Origin of the sequence: Paraburkholderia caballeronis (assembly GCF_900104845.1) — a bacterium.
Lineage (GTDB): Bacteria > Pseudomonadota > Gammaproteobacteria > Burkholderiales > Burkholderiaceae > Paraburkholderia > Paraburkholderia caballeronis.
The window spans coordinates 277,325-294,263 of record NZ_FNSR01000001.1 but is presented as its reverse complement, the minus strand read 5'-3'; the positions used below and the strand labels follow the sequence as shown (position 1 = coordinate 294,263).

General features: G+C 65.3%; 14 protein-coding genes. 1 reads left to right on the top strand and 13 read right to left on the bottom strand.

Features of this window, described 5'->3' with window-relative positions; all coding sequences use genetic code 11:
• Positions 1 to 250 precede the first annotated feature (250 nt).
• Both BLV92_RS01290 and hemE read right to left on the bottom strand, forming a co-directional pair.
• Positions 251 to 2,524 (bottom strand): primosomal protein N', encoded by a 2,274-nt coding sequence (locus BLV92_RS01290; RefSeq protein ID WP_090546743.1) that lies wholly within the window; start codon positions 2,522 to 2,524, stop codon positions 251 to 253.
• Positions 2,525 to 2,942: 418 nt separating this feature from the next.
• Complete coding sequence (gene hemE, locus BLV92_RS01285) at positions 2,943 to 4,034, bottom strand: uroporphyrinogen decarboxylase (protein WP_090541544.1); 1,092 nt, start codon at positions 4,032 to 4,034, stop codon at positions 2,943 to 2,945.
• Positions 4,035 to 4,234: 200 nt separating this feature from the next.
• On the opposite strand from hemE, the gene BLV92_RS01280 reads away from it, so the two are divergent.
• Complete coding sequence (locus BLV92_RS01280; RefSeq protein ID WP_090541542.1) at positions 4,235 to 5,047, top strand: transporter substrate-binding domain-containing protein; 813 nt, start codon at positions 4,235 to 4,237, stop codon at positions 5,045 to 5,047.
• A 694-nt stretch (positions 5,048 to 5,741) separates the two neighbouring features.
• On the opposite strand, the gene BLV92_RS01270 is transcribed toward BLV92_RS01280, so the two are convergent.
• The 11 genes from BLV92_RS01270 to BLV92_RS01220 all read right to left on the bottom strand — a co-directional run bounded on the left by BLV92_RS01270 (position 5,742) and on the right by BLV92_RS01220 (position 16,923).
• Positions 5,742 to 7,493 carry an AMP-binding protein gene (locus tag BLV92_RS01270; RefSeq protein ID WP_090541540.1) on the bottom strand — a complete coding sequence of 584 codons (1,752 nt, stop codon included), beginning with the start codon at positions 7,491 to 7,493 and terminating at the stop codon, positions 5,742 to 5,744.
• Between the two features lie 323 nt (positions 7,494 to 7,816).
• Complete coding sequence (locus tag BLV92_RS01265; protein ID WP_090541537.1) at positions 7,817 to 8,242, bottom strand: F0F1 ATP synthase subunit epsilon; 426 nt, start codon at positions 8,240 to 8,242, stop codon at positions 7,817 to 7,819.
• A 132-nt stretch (positions 8,243 to 8,374) separates the two neighbouring features.
• The gene (gene atpD, locus BLV92_RS01260) at positions 8,375 to 9,769 is read right to left on the bottom strand and encodes a F0F1 ATP synthase subunit beta (RefSeq protein ID WP_090541535.1); all 1,395 of its coding nucleotides are present in this window, start codon (positions 9,767 to 9,769) and stop codon (positions 8,375 to 8,377) included.
• A gap of 77 nt (positions 9,770 to 9,846) precedes the next feature.
• A complete protein-coding gene (gene atpG / locus BLV92_RS01255; RefSeq protein ID WP_090541534.1) occupies positions 9,847 to 10,746 on the bottom strand; it encodes a F0F1 ATP synthase subunit gamma in 900 nt (299 codons plus the stop codon).
• A gap of 92 nt (positions 10,747 to 10,838) precedes the next feature.
• Positions 10,839 to 12,380 carry a F0F1 ATP synthase subunit alpha gene (gene atpA / locus BLV92_RS01250; RefSeq protein WP_090541532.1) on the bottom strand — a complete coding sequence of 514 codons (1,542 nt, stop codon included), beginning with the start codon at positions 12,378 to 12,380 and terminating at the stop codon, positions 10,839 to 10,841.
• A 67-nt stretch (positions 12,381 to 12,447) separates the two neighbouring features.
• Complete coding sequence (locus tag BLV92_RS01245; protein WP_090541530.1) at positions 12,448 to 12,987, bottom strand: F0F1 ATP synthase subunit delta; 540 nt, start codon at positions 12,985 to 12,987, stop codon at positions 12,448 to 12,450.
• A 2-nt stretch (positions 12,988 to 12,989) separates the two neighbouring features.
• Entirely contained in the window at positions 12,990 to 13,460 is a 471-nt protein-coding gene (locus BLV92_RS01240) for a F0F1 ATP synthase subunit B (protein WP_090541529.1), read from the bottom strand.
• Positions 13,461 to 13,596: 136 nt separating this feature from the next.
• Complete coding sequence (atpE, locus tag BLV92_RS01235; protein WP_007180033.1) at positions 13,597 to 13,866, bottom strand: F0F1 ATP synthase subunit C; 270 nt, start codon at positions 13,864 to 13,866, stop codon at positions 13,597 to 13,599.
• 63 nt (positions 13,867 to 13,929) lie between these two features.
• A complete protein-coding gene (gene atpB / locus BLV92_RS01230; protein ID WP_090541527.1) occupies positions 13,930 to 14,781 on the bottom strand; it encodes a F0F1 ATP synthase subunit A in 852 nt (283 codons plus the stop codon).
• A gap of 174 nt (positions 14,782 to 14,955) precedes the next feature.
• Positions 14,956 to 15,528 (bottom strand): ATP synthase subunit I, encoded by a 573-nt coding sequence (locus BLV92_RS01225; protein WP_090541525.1) that lies wholly within the window; start codon positions 15,526 to 15,528, stop codon positions 14,956 to 14,958.
• Between the two features lie 279 nt (positions 15,529 to 15,807).
• Positions 15,808 to 16,923 carry an SLC13 family permease gene (locus BLV92_RS01220; RefSeq protein WP_090546741.1) on the bottom strand — a complete coding sequence of 372 codons (1,116 nt, stop codon included), beginning with the start codon at positions 16,921 to 16,923 and terminating at the stop codon, positions 15,808 to 15,810.
• Positions 16,924 to 16,939: the final 16 nt, after the last annotated feature.

Sequence of the window (16,939 nt, the reverse complement as noted above, 5' to 3'; positions counted from 1 at the left end):
ATGACCGAAAGTGATGCGGCGGATTTGGCGGGAATTCGTGGCGGGTTGGACTCAGGTTGCTGACTGAAGCTGCGAAAACGAGTGCGAGCGGGCTTCGGCGGCCGCACGCAGTACGTTGCGCGGGCATCGTATTCCGAGCCGGTTGGACAGCGCGGGGCGGCGGGCCGCAGGTCGTCGCGTCATGCCGGGCACAGGCCGGCCGAACCGCCCATATCGCCGCAGGTTGCGCGCGGTTCGCCGCAAAAGCCGGCTAGATGTCGAGCGGATCGACTTCGAGGTTCCAGCGCAGCACGCCGCGCAGCGCGCGCAAGGCAGGCTGCCATTCGCGCAGCGTCGCCTGCAACGCGGCGCGCGACGCGCTTTCAACCAGCAGTTGCGCGCGATGCACGTTCATCACCTTCACGATCGTCATCGGCACCGCGTCGTAGGCGGTGACGCGCTCCGCCGCGGGAATGCCCGCCAGCGCGTCGGCGGCCTGCTGCAGAAACGCGAGCGCCGCTTCCAGCGTGCGTCCCTCGGCGCGCAGCAGCGCCTGATAGACGAACGGCGGCAGGTGCGCGTCGCGCCGCTCGGCCAGTTGCGCGTTCGCGAAGCCGATGTAGTCGTGCCGCGCGAGCGCGTGATACAGCGCATGACGCGGATAACGCGTCTGCACCAGCACCTCGCCCGGCAGCCCGGCGCGGCCCGCGCGGCCGCTCACCTGCATCAACTGCGCGAACAGCCGCTCGCCCGCGCGGAAGTCGTGCGAGAACAGCGCGTTGTCGGCGTTCAGCACGCCGACCAGCGACACGCGCTGGAAGTCGTGTCCTTTCGCGATCATCTGCGTGCCGACCAGGATATCGACCTCGCCCGCATGCACGTCGGAGAACAGCGCCTGCGCGCTGCCCTTGCGGCGCGTGCTGTCCGCGTCGATGCGCAGCACCCGCGCGCCCGGCACCGCGGTCGCGAGCGCCTCCTCGACGCGCTGGGTGCCGCGCCCCATCGGCGCGATATCGACATTGCCGCAATCCGGACACGCGCGCGGAATCCGCGACTCCCATCCGCAGTGGTGGCAGCGCAGCGTGCGTTCGGGCTTGTGCAGCACCACGTACGCGCTGCATCGCGGGCAGCCGGCGACCCAGCCGCACGCGTCGCACGACAGCACCGGCGCGTAACCGCGCCGGTTCAGGAACACGAGACTCTGCTCGCCGCGCTCGACGCGCGCCTTCAACGCGGCGACCAGCGGTCCGGACAACCCTTCGAACGACGCGCGGCCGCGCCGCCGTTCCTCTTCGAGATCGATCAGCCGCACGGCCGGCAGCACGGCATCCGCGACCGCGCGGCGCGACAGCGTGAGCCGCCGGTAACGGCCCTGCTCGGACTGCCACCAGCTTTCGAGCGACGGTGTCGCGGAGCCGAGCACGACCGGCAGGCCGAGTTGCTTCGCGCGCCACACCGCGAGGTCCCGCGCCGAATAGCGCAGCCCTTCCTGCTGCTTGTACGCGGGGTCGTGCTCCTCGTCGACGACGATCATCGCGAGGCGCGGCAGCGACGCGAGCACCGCGAGCCGCGTGCCGAGCACGATCCGCGCGCGCCCGGTGTGCGCGGCAAGCCAGCTGCGCGCGCGCTCGCCTTCCGCGAGGCCACTGTGCAGCGTGACGATCGTGTCGTCGGCGAGCGACGCGAAGCGCGCGCGGAACGCGGCTTCGAACTGCGGCGTCAGGTTGATTTCGGGGACGAGCACCAGCGCCTGCGCATCCGGCTCGCGATCGAGCAGCCGGGCCAGCGCGCGCAGATACACCTCGGTCTTGCCGCTGCCGGTCACGCCGTGCAGCAGGAACGGCGCGAAGCCGCGCGCGGCGGCGATCGCCTCGACGGCGTCCGCCTGTTCGTCGCTGAGCGTCGGCACGCTGACGGCGATGCCGTCAGCGTCGTCGGCCGCACCGGCTGCATTGGCGGCTGGCGAGCCCGCCGCCGCGCCGAATTCGATCACTCGATGCTCGACCCAGCCCGCTTCGCGCCACGCGTCGAGCGTCGCGACTGCTTTCGGATGCAGCGCGCGCGCGTCCGCGAGATCAAGTTCGCCGGTTTCCACGAGCGCCGCCGCGAGACGCCGCAGCGCCTGCGCGCGCGCCGGCAGCGCGTCGGGCAGCGCGTCGCGGCCCGCCGCGAGCAGCCGGTAGCGCTCCTGCGGCGCGAGCAGCCGCGCCCAGCGCGACGGATCGCGCAGCGCCTGCGGCAACGCGGGCAACGCGACTTCGCCGAGCCCGCGCTGGTAGTAGTCGGCCGCGAACGCCGCGAGCGCGAGCCAGGGTTCGGACAACGGCGGACACGCGGTGCACACCGCCTCGACCGACTTCAGCCGTTCGGCCGGCACGTCGCTGTGAGCGGTCACTTCGCAGATCAGCCCTACCGCGTCGCGCCGGCCGAATGGCACGCGCACCAGCATGCCGGGCGACGGCGGCGCGGCGTCGGCCGGGTAGCGGTAGTCGTAGAGGGCGGGCAGCGGATGGTCGAGCGCGACCCGCACGAACAGGCCGGTCATGCGCGCGTCCATCGTCGGGTCGGTGCGGTATACCTCATACGCGCGCACTTAAAGTAAAACTTCACTTTCGCCGCTAAGTTTTGGATTCCGCAGAACAATCCGTCCCTCAACCTGTCCCTCTGTGGATAACTTTGTTGAGAACTTCCGCCAGACGCGCCGCAAACGGCGGCGCGGCGGCGCTTCGTGGGATACCGCACACTGCGGGCTGGAGCGGCGAAAGCCTTACCTGTCAAGGGTCCGATTGATTCGAAGTCAATTCCGGAACCGGGTTGCGGACAAAAATCGGTCTTGCGCGCCGCAACGAGACAAGTGTGCATAAGTCAAGTCTTGACAACCGTGGGATGGCGTCTGGATGGCCTTGAAGGCCTGTCCGGACCCTGATGCGCAGAGCCCAGTCCGCTGCATTGCAACAAGACTGTCACGCTCCGGGGGCGCGCAACACACGGCTGTAACGGTGCACTTCATCCACGAGCGCGGCGACGCTATCGGGCGGCGTGAACTGCGAAATGCCGTGGCCAAGGTTGAATACGTGGCCCGGATGCGGGCCGAAGCTGTCGAGCACCGCGCGCGCTTCCGCGCGGATCGCGTCCTGCGGCGCGAACAGCACGGTCGGATCCAGATTGCCCTGCAATGCGACGCGGCCGCCGACTCGCTCACGCGCTTTCGACAGGTTCACGGTCCAGTCGACACCCACCGCGTCGACGCCGGTCGCCGCGATCTCGTCCAGCCACAGTCCGCCGCCCTTCGTGAACGTGATCACCGGCACGCGCACGCCGTCGTGCTCGCGCTTCAGCGCCGCGACGACCTGCGCGGTGTAGCGCAGCGAGAAACGCTGGTACGCGCCGTCCGCGAGCGCGCCGCCCCACGTGTCGAAGATCATCACCGCCTGCGCGCCCGCGTCGATCTGCGCGTTCAGGTACGCGGCGACCGACTGCGCGTTCACGTCGAGAATCCGCTCCATCAGATCGGGGCGCGCGTACAGCATCGACTTCACCGTGCGGAAGTCGTCCGAGCCGCCGCCTTCGACCATGTAGCACGCGAGCGTCCACGGGCTGCCCGAGAAGCCGATCAGCGGCACGCGCTGGCGGCCTTCGCCATCGGTCAGCGCGCGGCGGATCTGCCGCACCGCGTCGGTCACGTAGCGCAGCGTCGCGTCGATGTCCGGCACCGCGAGGCGTGCAACGTCCTCTTCGGTGCGCACCGGGCGCGCGAATTTGGGCCCTTCGCCGGCCACGAAATCGAGGCCGAGCCCCATCGCATCGGGCACCGTCAGGATGTCCGAGAACAGGATCGCGGCGTCGAGCGGGAAGCGGTCGAGCGGCTGCAACGTGACTTCGGTCGCGTAGTCCGGATTCTTCGCGAGACCGAGAAAACTGCCGGCACGGCTGCGCGTCGCGTTGTACTCGGGCAGATAACGCCCGGCCTGGCGCATCAGCCAGATCGGCGTGTACTCGGTCGGCTCGCGCAGCAGCGCGCGCAGGAAGGTGTCGTTCAGGAGAGTGTGAGCCACGTTCTGGGTCGCGAAGGCGCGTCAGGGCAAAGCGGCATTTTACCGGAGCGGGCGCGCGAAGCCGCGCGGCGGGCGCCGTCGATGCATGCGCGCGCACGGATTGGGGTCGATGCGCGTTAACCGCGCAGCATGCGCGGGCTATCATCGACGGCGTTTGCCGTTCCGTTTGCAAACCAATGACACATCACGGAGGAGACTCGATGAAGAAGGCCGTAACCGTCGCAATCGCCGTAGCCGGCATGCTGGGGGCGGCGGGCGCCGCGTCGGCGCAAACCGCGCAGGCAGCCGCCGCGGCGACGCAACCCGCCGCGACGCCGTCGCGGCTCGACGAAGTGATCGCGCGCGGCACGCTGCGCGCGTGCACGACCGGCGACTACAAGCCGTACTCGTATTACCGCGACGGCGGATTCGAAGGCATCGACATCGACATGACCGAGTCGCTCGCGAAGTCGCTCGGCGTGAAGGCCGAGTTCGTGAAGACGTCGTGGTCGAATCTGCTGAACGACTTCGTCGCGAAGTGCGACGTCGCGGTCGGCGGCGTCTCGACGACGCTCGACCGGCAAAAGCGCGCGTTCTTCACCGACGCGTATCAGGTGGACGGCAAGACGCCGATCGTGCGTTGCACGGATGTCGGCAAATATCAGACGGTCGCGCAGATCGACCAGCCGTCGACGCGCGTGATCGTGAATCCCGGCGGCACGAACGAACGCTTCGCGCGCCAGTATTTCCCGCACGCGAATCTCACCGTGTACCCGGACAACGTGACGGTGTTCAAGCAGATCCTCACCGGCAACGCCGACGTGATGGTGACCGACGCATCGGAAACACTGCTTCAGCAGAAGCTGAATCCGGGTCTATGCGCGGTTCATCCGGAGCAGCCGTTCCAGTACGGCGAGAAGGCATGGATGGTGCCGCGCGGCGACGTGGTGTTCCAGCAGTACGTCGATCAATGGCTGCATCTCGCGCGGGCCACCGGCGAGTACCAGACGATCTCGGACAAGTGGCTGAAGTGAGCGCGGCTCACCGCCCATTACAGCGGTAACCGGCCGCAGATGTATCCGCCGGTGTTGCACTGCATGCAAGCGATGCGGCGTGCGATGCGGACCGCATCGCACGTTCGACTGGCCGTCCGGCCGACTGGCGTTTTACGCAGGTCCCTGATGCAGCGTATTCCGTCGATGCAATGCGAATTGCGACGCGGCTTTTAACGCTTCAATGGTCGAACGAATACGGTAAATCTGACTTTCATTTAATGATCAGGATGGCAAAAAATCCCCCGGAGCCTTGTCTGGCGGGCGTTACAACCTGAAACACTTTGTTACCGCGCACCTATCTCAATTCGCCCACAATGCGTTCAACGGTTTCAACACGGATGTGGTTCGGTATCGAGTGTGAGCGGACACTAAACACCGGCCGGTCGGCTTCATGCCGAAGCCCTTCGCAGGGGCATCCTTGCTGGAGCCGTAACCGGCGCTGTGGACGTCATCACACCCGGCTCCTCCTTTGGTCTCCTCGCGCTAACCCCGTAGCGTGTGGTTTTTAGCGGGCTCCAGGCCCGCTTTTTTTTCGTCTGTCGTTTGGCCTTCCTGCCGCGCGACTCCACTGGCACCCCTCTCGACGCTCGCATTCGCTGTTCGATATGCGATGCGTCGGGCGCGAGCCGCCTCTCACCGGCCCGCTTCGCGAACCGGTCCCCCTTCGTTTGCATCACGCGGTCTTTTGCTCGTTGACGCGCAGTTCCTCGATCATCCTCGCGCGCATCACGAACTTCTGCACCTTGCCGGTCACCGTCATCGGCAGTTCGTCGACGAAGCGGATGTACTTCGGCACCTTGTAGTGCGCAATCTGCCCGTTGCAGAACGCCTGAATGTCCTCCGCCGTCGCCTGCTCGCCCGGACGCAGCACGACCCACGCGCACACTTCCTCGCCGTATTTCGCATCCGGCACGCCGAACACCTGCACGCTCTGGATCTTCGGATGCCGAAACAGGAATTCCTCGATCTCGCGCGGATAGATGTTCTCGCCGCCGCGAATCAGCATGTCCTTCAGGCGGCCGACGATGTTGCAGTAACCCTCCGCATCGATTGTCGCGAGGTCGCCGGTATGCATCCAGCCATCGACGATCGACTCGGCGGTCTTCGCATCGTCGTCCCAGTAGCCGCGCATCACCGAGTAGCCCTTCGTGCACAGTTCGCCGGTCTCGCCGACCGGCACGACGTTGCCGAGCGCATCGACGATCTTCACTTCGAGATGCGGCTGGATGCGGCCGACCGTCGTCGTGCGCTTGTCGAGCGGATCGGCCGTCGAACTCTGGAACGACACCGGGCTCGTTTCCGTCATCCCATACGCAATCGTGATCTCGGACAGATGCATCTTCGACACGACGCGCTTCATCGTCTCGATCGGGCACGGCGAACCCGCCATGATGCCGGTGCGCAGCCGCGACAGGTCGAAGCTCGCGAAGTCAGGATGATCGAGTTCCGCGATGAACATCGTCGGCACGCCGTGCAGCGCGGTGCAGCGTTCCTCGGCAACCGCGGCGAGCGTCGCGCGCGGATCGAACGCTTCGCCGGGGAACACCATCGTCGCGCCGACCGACACGCACGCGAGCACCGCCAGCACCATCCCGAAGCAGTGATAGAGCGGCACCGGAATGCACAGCGAGTCCTGCTCCGACAACCGCATCGCCATTGCAATGAAGCGGCCGTTGTTCAGCACGTTGCGATGCGTGAGCGTCGCGCCCTTCGGGTTGCCGGTCGTGCCGCTGGTGAACTGGATGTTGATCGGCTCGTCGGCCGCGAGCGTGGACGCGATCTCGTCCAGCGCCGCGGGGCCGTGCCGTTCGAGCCATGCGCGGCCCATCTCGATCACATCGGAGAACGTCAGCATGCCGGGCGTCGGCGTATCGCACATGCGGATCACGCTGCGCAGCGCGGGCAGCCGCGCCGCGTGCAGATCGCCCGGCGTCGCGTCCGGGAGTTCCGGCGCGAGCGTCTGAAGCATCTCCACGTACATCGACGTCTTGAAGCTATGCGCGGCCACGATCGCCGTGCAGCCGACCTTGTTCAGCGCGTATTCGAGTTCCGCGAGCCGGTACGCCGGGTTGATGTTCACGAGGATCGCGCCCATCCGCGCGGTCGCGAACTGCGTGAGCAGCCATTCGACGCGATTCGGCGACCAGATGCCGACCCGCTCGCCCTGGCCGATGCCGAGCGCGACGAAACCCGCCGCGAGCACGTCGACCTCCTGCGCGAACTCGCGCCACGTCCAGCGGATGTCCTGCTCGCGGAACACGACGGCCGGCCGGTCCGGGAAGCGGCGCGCGGTGTCGCGCAGGAACTCGCCGATGGTCGCGTCGCTGAGCGGGATGTCCGTCGTGCCGCGCACGTACGAGAGGCCGTCCTTCGGTGCGATGATCGCTTCGCGCGTCGGCGCGGCGCCTGCTGCGTCGATTGCCATGGTGAGCTGTCTCCTGCGGGGGTGCGTGCCCCCGACTGAAATGAATTTGAAACCGTACTTTGACGCCGATTGTGCGCCGTGCCGATATCGGACGGCATCAAGTTTTACCCGCAGCGCAGCCGCGCCGCGAATGCATGATTTCGCATTACCTTTCCGTAAACGTCAATCAGCAAAAACGAACCCGTCACGACGCGTCGCTGACCTCGCGCAACCCACCCGCTGCGGCGCACGCGAACGGCATAAAAAAAACGGGCTTCCGGCATTAGCCGGAAGCCCGTTTCACTGCGGCCGGCCACTGCGCCCGAAGGCGCAGGACCGCTGCATCAATGCTGGTTCATCTTGCGCAGCCGCTGAATCGCCGTGAGTTGCGCAACCGCATAGGCCAGTTCGGCCTGCGCGGTCGCGTACTCCAGATTCGAGCCCGCATTCTGCAACGCCTCTTCCGCACGCTTGCGCGCGTCGGCGGCCTTCGCTTCGTCGAGATCCTTGCCGCGGATCGCCGTGTCGGCGAGCACCGTCACGGCGCCCGGCTGCACTTCGAGAATCCCGCCGGCGACGAACACGAACTCTTCGTTGCCATCCTCCGCGACGATGCGCACCGCACCCGGACGAATCCGCGTGATGAGCGGCGTGTGGCCGGGCAGAATGCCCAGTTCGCCCGCCTCGCCCGGAAGCGCGACGAACTTCGCCACGCCGTCGAAGATGTTCTCTTCGGCGCTGACGACGTCTACCTTGATGGTGGTTGCCATATATGTCGACTCCTGTCGATCGGGGCGGGCACGTCAGCGCCTCGCCCCGATCCCATGCACCGCGGGTTGAGCGTGATGCGTGCGGCGGAAAGCGCGTGACGCGCCGCCCGCCCCGTTGCGGTCACTCAACCGTTACTGGATCTTCTTGGCCTTCTCGAAGGCTTCGTCGATCGTGCCGACCATGTAGAACGCCTGCTCCGGCAGGTGATCGCACTCGCCGTCGACGATCATCTTGAAGCCGCGGATCGTTTCCTTCAGCGGCACGTACTTGCCCGGCGAACCCGTGAACACTTCGGCGACGTGGAACGGCTGTGACAGGAAACGCTGGATCTTCCGCGCGCGCGCGACGGCCAGCTTGTCTTCCGGCGCCAGTTCGTCCATGCCCAGAATCGCGATGATGTCGCGCAGTTCCTTGTAGCGCTGCAGCGTCTGCTGCACGCGGCGCGTGATCGAGTAGTGCTCTTCGCCGATCACGTTCGGGTCGATCTGGCGCGACGTCGAGTCGAGCGGATCCACCGCCGGGTAGATGCCGAGCGAAGCGATGTCACGCGACAGCACGACGGTCGCGTCCAGGTGGCCGAAGGTGGTCGCCGGCGACGGGTCGGTCAAGTCATCCGCCGGAACGTACACGGCCTGCACGGACGTGATCGAGCCGGTCTTGGTCGACGTGATGCGCTCCTGCAGCTTGCCCATTTCTTCAGCCAGCGTCGGCTGATAACCCACCGCCGACGGCATCCGGCCGAGCAGCGCCGACACTTCGGTGCCGGCCAGCGTGAAGCGGTAGATGTTGTCGACGAAGAACAGCACGTCGAGGCCTTCGTCACGGAAGTGCTCGGCCATCGTGAGACCGGTCAGCGCGACGCGCAGACGGTTGCCCGGCGGCTCGTTCATCTGGCCGTACACGAGCGCGACCTTGTCGAGCACGTTCGAGTCCTTCATTTCGTGGTAGAAGTCGTTCCCTTCACGGGTCCGCTCGCCCACGCCCGCGAACACGGAGTAACCGCCGTGCTCCTTCGCGATGTTGTTGATCAGCTCCATCATGTTGACGGTCTTGCCGACGCCGGCGCCGCCGAACAGACCGACCTTGCCGCCCTTCGCGAACGGACAGATCAGGTCGATGACCTTGATGCCCGTTTCGAGCAGTTCGGTCGACGGCGACAGTTCGTCGAACGCCGGCGCCTTCTGGTGGATCGAGCGCGTGTGTTCGCTGACGATCGGGCCGGCTTCGTCGATCGGACGGCCGAGCACGTCCATGATGCGGCCGAGCGTCGGCTTGCCGACCGGCACGCTGATCGGCTTGCCGGTGTTCTTCACCGCGAGGCCGCGGCGCAGGCCGTCCGACGCACCGAGACAGATGGTGCGCACGACGCCGTCGCCGAGCTGTTGCTGCACTTCGAGGGTCAGCTCGGACCCGTCGAGAATCAGCGCGTCGTAGATCTTCGGCATGTGCTCACGCGGGAATTCCACGTCGATCACCGCGCCGATGCACTGTACGATCTTGCCTTCTACCAAAGCAGTTGTACTCATCGCTTTTCCTTTAGATACCTGAATTCTTCACTCGCCAGACCGGACAATGCGGGGCGCGGCAAACGGGACTCACCCGGTCAAACCGCCGCGGCGCCGCCGACGATCTCGGACAGTTCCTTCGTGATCGCGGCCTGGCGGCTCTTGTTGTACGAGAGCTGCAGTTCGTTGATGACCGTCTTCGCGTTGTCCGACGCCGCCTTCATCGCGACCATCCGTGCCGACTGCTCCGACGCCATGTTCTCCGCGACGGCCTGATAGACCAGCGCCTCGACATAACGGACCAGCAGTTCGTCGATGACGGTCTGCGCATCCGGCTCGTAGATGTAGTCCCACGCGGACTTCGGCGTCACGCCGTCGTCGCCGTGCCTGTCACCGTCTTCGCCCGAAAAACGCTCGGCGGACAGCGGCAGCAGCTGCTCGATCACCGGCTCCTGCTTCATCGTGTTGACGAAGCGCGTGTAGCCGAGATACACAGCGGACAGCTTGCCTTCCGAGTACTGGTCGAGCTGCACCTTCACCGCGCCGATCAGCTTTTCGAGGTGCGGCGTGTCGCCGAGCTGCACGACGTTCGACACGACCTTCGCGCGCAGGCGATTCAGGAAACCGAGACCCTTGCTGCCGATCGCGGTGGCCTCGACCGTCTGGCCGGCGGCTTCGAGTTCCTTCAGCTTCTGCAGCGTCGCACGCATCACGTTCGTGTTCATGCCGCCGCACAGGCCCTTGTCCGTCGTGACCAGGATCACGCCGGCCGCCTTCACGTCGCGGTTCTCCGTCATGAACGGATGGCGATACTCGGGATTCGCACGGCTCATGTGCGCGGCGATGTCGCGAACCTTGTCCGCATACGGACGGGCAGCGCGCATACGCTCCTGGGCGCGGCGCATCTTCGACGCCGCGACCATCTCCATCGCCTTCGTGATCTTGCGCGTGTTCTGCACGCTCTTGATCTTGCCGCGAATTTCCTTCATTCCAGCCATTGCTTGCTCCTTTGTCGACCCGGGTCGGCACTATCTGTGCGACACGCCTACCCGGGTCCCAGTCCGTTTATCGTTGATGATTCCCGGACGGATCAGTAAGCGCCGGACTTCTTGAAGTCCTTCAGAGCCGCGTGCAGCGCGTTCTCGTCGTCCTTCGACAGGTCCTTCGTGTCCTCGATGCGCTTCACGAGGTCGGCGTGGCTCGTCTTCAGGTATTCGCGCAGGCCCTTTTCGAACGGCAGCACGTCCTTCACGTCGAGGTCGTCGAGGTAGCCGTTGTTCGCCGAGAACAGCGCGACGGCCAGCTCCCACACCTGCAGCGGCTGGTACTGCGGCTGCTTCAGCAGTTCGGTCACGCGGCGGCCGCGTTCGAGCTGCTTGCGGGTCGCTTCGTCGAGGTCCGAGGCGAACTGCGCGAACGCAGCCAGCTCGCGGTACTGCGCGAGGTCGGTACGGATGCCGCCCGACAGCTTCTTGACGACCTTCGTCTGCGCGGCGCCGCCGACGCGCGACACCGACACGCCCGCGTTGATTGCCGGACGGATGCCCGCGTTGAACAGGTCGGTTTCGAGGAAGATCTGGCCGTCGGTGATCGAGATCACGTTCGTCGGAACGAATGCCGTGACGTCGCCCGCCTGCGTTTCGATGATCGGCAGCGCCGTCAGCGAACCGGTCTTGCCCTTCACTTCGCCGTTCGTGAACTTCTCGACATAGTCGGCCGACACGCGCGCCGCGCGCTCCAGGAGACGCGAGTGCAGATAGAACACGTCGCCCGGGTACGCTTCGCGGCCCGGCGGACGGCGCAGCAGCAGCGAGATCTGACGGTATGCCCACGCCTGCTTGGTCAAGTCGTCATAGATGATCAGCGCGTCTTGCCCGCGGTCGCGGAAGTATTCGCCCATCGTGCAGCCCGCATACGGCGCGAGGTATTGCAGCGCGGCCGATTCCGAAGCCGATGCGGCGACGACGATCGTGTACTCCATCGCGCCGGTTTCTTCGAGCTTGCGGACCACGTTCTGGATCGACGAAGCCTTCTGGCCGATCGCGACGTAGATGCAGAAGAGGTTCTTGCCCTTCTGGTTGATGATCGTGTCGACGGCGACGGCGGTCTTGCCGCACTGACGGTCGCCGATGATCAGCTCGCGCTGGCCGCGGCCGATCGGCACCATCGCGTCGATCGACTTCAGGCCGGTCTGCACCGGCTGCGACACGCCTTCACGCCAGATCACGCCCGGCGCGATCTTTTCGATCGCGTCGGTCAGCTTCGCGTTGACCGGACCCTTGCCGTCGATCGGGTTGCCGAGCGGATCGACCACGCGGCCGATCAGCTCCGGGCCGACCGGCACTTCGAGAATGCGGCCCGTCGTCTTGACGATGTCGCCTTCCGAGATGTGCTCGTACTCGCCCAGGATAACCGCGCCGACCGAATCGCGTTCGAGGTTCAGCGCGAGGCCGAACGTGTTGTCCGCGAATTCGAGCATTTCGCCCTGCATCACGTCCGACAGGCCGTGAATGCGCACGATACCGTCGGTCACGGAGATCACGGTGCCCTGGTTGCGAACGTCCGCGCTCGCTTCAAGGCCCTGGATCCGGCTCTTGATCAGCTCGCTGATCTCAGAGGGATTGAGTTGCATTATTCGCTCCTGATGTTCAATTCTGTTGCGTGCCAGCCGTGGCGCCCGATTTTCGAAATCGGGGCGCTCAGGCGGTCAATGCCGCCTGCATGCCGGCGAGCCGCGCGCGGACCGAGGTATCGAGCACTTCGTCGCCGACCGTGACGCGCACCCCGCCGATCAACGACGGATCGACTTCGACGGTCGGTTTCAGCTTGCATTTGAACTTGCGTTCGAGGCTGGCGATGAGATCGTTCAGTTGCGCGCCGTCGATCGGGAACGCGCTGACGATCAGCGCGTCGGCCGCGCCTTCGTTCGCGTTCCTCAGCGCCTCGAACTGCTCGTGGATCTGGGGCAGCAGTTGCAGACGGTGATTGTCGACCAGCATCTGCACGAAGTTTTTCGCCTCCGGGCTGTCCTTCAGCGGCGACTTCGCCGCCGACAGCAGCAGGTCGATGACCTGCTCCGGCGCGACCTTCGGGCTCGTCGCGACGGACAGCACTTCAGGCACGGCCGCAACCTGTGCCAGCTCCGCGACGAGCGTGGACCAGGCGGCGATGTCACCAGCTTCGGCCACGCCGAACAGCGCTTCTGCGTACGGGCGGGCGATGGTTGCAAGTTCGGCCATGATCAGAGCTCGGCTTTCAGTTGATTCAGCAGTTCGGCGTGGGCCGTCTGGTCGACTTCGCGCTTCAGGATCTGCTCGGCGCCCTTCACCGCGAGCGCGGCGACTTCGGCGCGCAGTGCCTCGCGTGCCTTGACGACCTGCTGGTCGGCGTCCGCCTTCGCCTGCGCGACGATGCGGCCGGCTTCCGCGTGAGCCTGAGCCTTGATTTCGTCGGCCACCGCCTGCGCGCGCTTCTCGGCTTCTGCGATGCGATGCTGGCCTTCGTTGCGGGCCTGCGCGAGTTCCTCGCCGACGCGCTTGTGCGCGGCTTCGAGTTCCGTCTTGCCCTTTTCGGCAGCGGCGAGGCCGTCGGCGATCTTCTTCGAGCGCTCGTCGAGGGCGTTGATCAACGGCGGCCACACGAACTTCATCGTGAACCACGCGAGGATCAGGAACACGACCATTTGCGCAAACAGGGTTGCGTTGAGATTCACGGTGTTTCCTTAAACGTTGCTATTTCCGGGAATTGAAACGGCAAGGCGCCCATCGATCCAGTCGATCAGCGCCCCGGCACCCGTTCCGCCCTGCGCCCGTTACCTGTTATAGGTCAGGCGCAACCTTCCTGGGAACTTAGCCCGCGAGCTTCGACAGCAGCGGGTTAGCGAACGCGAACAGCATGGCCACACCGACGCCGATCAGGAACGCCGCATCGATCAGACCCGCGAGCAGGAACATCTTGGTTTGCAGCGGGTTCATCAGTTCAGGCTGACGGGCGCAGGCTTCGATGTACTTGCCGCCCATCAGACCGATACCGATACAGGCGCCGATCGCACCCAGGCCGATGATGATGCCGATACCGATGGCGGTCAGACCCTGGATGTTGGCGATGAAAGCTTGCATGATCACTCCTTTGTGAAAAATCTCTGGAACTGGGGATTGGAAAAACGAAACCGTTCGACGCCCTTAGTGGGTGTCGTGTGCCTGGCCGATGTACACCAGCGTCAGCATCATGAAAATGAACGCCTGCAGCAGCACGATCAGGATGTGGAAGATCGACCACACGCTGCCCGCGATCACATGGCCGATGAAGCCAAGCACCGTCGTGTCCGCGCCGAAGCTCCACAGGCTGCCCAGCAGGGCAATCAGCAGGAACAGCAGCTCACCCGCGTACATGTTGCCGAAGAGCCGCAGTGCGAGCGAAACCGTCTTGGCGACGAACTCGATAATGTTCAGTGCGAGGTTCGGGATCCACAGCAGCGGATGTGCGCCGAACGGCGCGGACAGCAGTTCGTGCGTGAAGCCGCCTGCGCCCTTGATCTTGAAGTTGTAATAGATCATCAGGACGAACACGCCGAGCGCGATGCCAAACGTGCCGTTCAGGTCGGCGGTCGGGACGATGCGATGATGCGGGATCGCGTTCGACAGGCCCAGCCAGCCGATCACGCGGCCCGGCAGGTCGACCGGAATGAAGTCGAGCGAGTTCATCAGCGCGACCCAGACGAACACGGTCAGCGCGAGCGGCGCGATGAACTTGCGGTTGCCGTGGATGATCGACTTCGACTGGTCTTCGACCAGTTCGACGAGCATCTCGACCGCGCACTGGAAGCGGCCCGGCACGCCGGAAGTCGCGTTGCGCGCGGCAAGGCGCAGCACGAAGATGGTCACGAGGCCGCAGAGTATCGACCAGAACAGCGTATCGATATTCCAGACGCTGAAGTCGATGATCGACGTCTGGTGCGAGGTGGAAAAGTTCTGCAAGTGGTGCGCAATGTACTCGGACGGATCCAGAGCGCGCGTTCCTTCGCTAGCTGCCATATCGTTAATGCCACCCAAATTGTCGAAAATCGTTTTCGGGCCGATCCCGCCGCAACCGTGTGCGGGAACGCGCCTTCGCGGATCAGTTCAAACCCGCGCGTCTCCTGAGCGCCGGCCGCGCCCTGCCTGCGCGACCGCCCATGGCGGCCCGCGGCGGCGCGAAGCCAGCGGCGCTCAGCGCCACGCGAGCGCGATCCAGTAAGTCTTCAGTGCGATCAGGTAGGTGACGAGCAGCGGCAACCACAGCACGTCGCGATACCAGAACGCAATGGCGACGAACATCGCAATCGTCGCCCCCATCTTGAACGCCTCGCCGAGCATCCAGTTCAGCACCGTGCCGGCGCCCGTCAACTGCCTCAGCCGCGCGGCGAACAGCGCGCCCGGCAGCCAGCAGATCGCTCCGCCGAGGAATGCCGACAGCGCAGCGGCACCCGGCGGCTTGTAGAACAGCCACCACACCAGCGTAGCAACCAGGGACAAAGCTATTTGCGCCGCCACGACCCGAAACGGCGTGACGCGCGCGGGACGGCTCACCTGTGGACCGAAGAGCTTTTCCGCCTCGGCCCGGGTCAGCGGAACGACGTCGTTGTTATCTTGCTGGTCGGCATCCCATTGCGCGTTGTAGTCCACTGACGTGAAAGCCTTTTGCGTTTCGTCACGCGAACCGTTCGGGGTCCGCTGTCCGCGTTGCGGACCGTTGGGCCCCTGTTGCGCCGAAGGCGCCTGATCCGGCCTCTGATCCACCATCGCAGTATTTCGCAAAGTTCGGTTCACGCCCGTTTATTACAGCGCGCTTACGGCGTTGCCAACCAAATAAATCCGGGCGATTGTAAGCGATAGTTGCAGCCAATTCAAGACTTTAGCCCGCTCAATAACACCCGTGAGATACGACTTCATGATACGGAAAACCGCGCTCGGGCGACTTCGGGATGGAAACTGTAAGGCGCGGGAATTCGTTTAGGAAAACCAGGAAAAGCCGGAAGGCAGAGAGGTCAATAGACGCTGATATTTCAATGCGTTACAGCATTAGAAACGCTGCAGCAGCCAGCCGCCCGCGATCGTCGCGACGATCCAGAACGGCACCGACACGAGATGAAACGGTCCCCAGATGCCCTTCTCTTTCGAAAGTCTGACGGCGATCAGGTTCGCGAGCGAACCGATCGCGATGCCGAAGCCGCCGACGCTCACGCCGAACGCAAGCGCGCGCCAGTCGTGTGTGAATTCGGCGAGCAGGATCGCGGCCGGCACGTTGCTGATGGCCTGCGACAGCACGGAACCGGCCGCATACGCGCGCAGCGGCGTCTGCAAGCCGAGATGCGCGAGTACGTCGTGAACCCACCCGAGTGCTGCGACGCTGCGCAGCACGATGAACATCAGCGCGAAAATCAGCAGCAGCAGCCAGTCGATCTTCAGCACGATGCGCGGACGCCACACCAGGAAGCCGAACCCGACGCCCGCGAGCGCGACGCCGGCGTGATGCGCGTCCGCGAGCGCCACGAACGCGGCGAACAGCAGCGCGGCGACGCCGGCGAGCGAACGATCGACCGGATGCGGATCGGTGTCGGTCGACAGATCGAGCGACTTGCCCTTGAACAGGCACGCGGTGACCGCGAACAACATCGCGGTCAATACCGCGCACAGCGGCGCGAGCGCCCACATGAACGCGCCGAACGATACGCCGCTCACCTGCCACAGAAACAGGTTCTGCGGATTGCCGATCGGCGTCAGCACCGAGCCGGCGTTGACCGCGAGCGCGATCACGATCACGAGCCGCCTGAGCGGCAGCGGCGTCAGTTCATTCAGTGACAGCGCGAGCGGCACGATCACAAACAGCGCGACGTCGTTGGTGACGACGGTCGATAGCGCGGCCGCGAGTCCGATCAGCAGAAAAGCGAGCCCGCGCTCCGAACGGATGTGATGCACGACGCGATGCGCGAACCACGTCAGCAAGCCGGAGTATTCGATCGCTTTCGTCAGGATCAGCAGGCCGGCAAGCGTCATCACCGTCTGCCAGTCCACGAGCCCGGGCAGCGACGACCAGCGGCGCGGCGCGAACGCTTGCAGCAGCGCGAGCGCGACGATCAGGATCGCGAGCACCGGTTCGCCCGCGACGAACGCGACTACCCGGCGCAGTGCGCGCAGCGGCGCACTGGCGGAT

Bases quoted from the DNA above. Each gene is read 5' to 3' on its own strand.
- BLV92_RS01290 (WP_090546743.1), bottom strand. From the start codon at position 2,524: ATGACCGGCCTGTTCGTGCGGGTCGCGCTCGACCATCCGCTGCCCGCC.
- BLV92_RS01280 (WP_090541542.1), top strand. From the start codon at position 4,235: ATGAAGAAGGCCGTAACCGTCGCAATCGCCGTAGCCGGCATGCTGGGG.
- BLV92_RS01270 (WP_090541540.1), bottom strand. From the start codon at position 7,493: ATGGCAATCGACGCAGCAGGCGCCGCGCCGACGCGCGAAGCGATCATC.
- BLV92_RS01265 (WP_090541537.1), bottom strand. From the start codon at position 8,242: ATGGCAACCACCATCAAGGTAGACGTCGTCAGCGCCGAAGAGAACATC.
- atpD (WP_090541535.1), bottom strand. From the start codon at position 9,769: ATGAGTACAACTGCTTTGGTAGAAGGCAAGATCGTACAGTGCATCGGC.
- atpG (WP_090541534.1), bottom strand. From the start codon at position 10,746: ATGGCTGGAATGAAGGAAATTCGCGGCAAGATCAAGAGCGTGCAGAAC.
- atpA (WP_090541532.1), bottom strand. From the start codon at position 12,380: ATGCAACTCAATCCCTCTGAGATCAGCGAGCTGATCAAGAGCCGGATC.
- BLV92_RS01245 (WP_090541530.1), bottom strand. From the start codon at position 12,987: ATGGCCGAACTTGCAACCATCGCCCGCCCGTACGCAGAAGCGCTGTTC.
- atpE (WP_007180033.1), bottom strand. From the start codon at position 13,866: ATGCAAGCTTTCATCGCCAACATCCAGGGTCTGACCGCCATCGGTATC.
- atpB (WP_090541527.1), bottom strand. From the start codon at position 14,781: ATGGCAGCTAGCGAAGGAACGCGCGCTCTGGATCCGTCCGAGTACATT.
- BLV92_RS01225 (WP_090541525.1), bottom strand. From the start codon at position 15,528: ATGGTGGATCAGAGGCCGGATCAGGCGCCTTCGGCGCAACAGGGGCCC.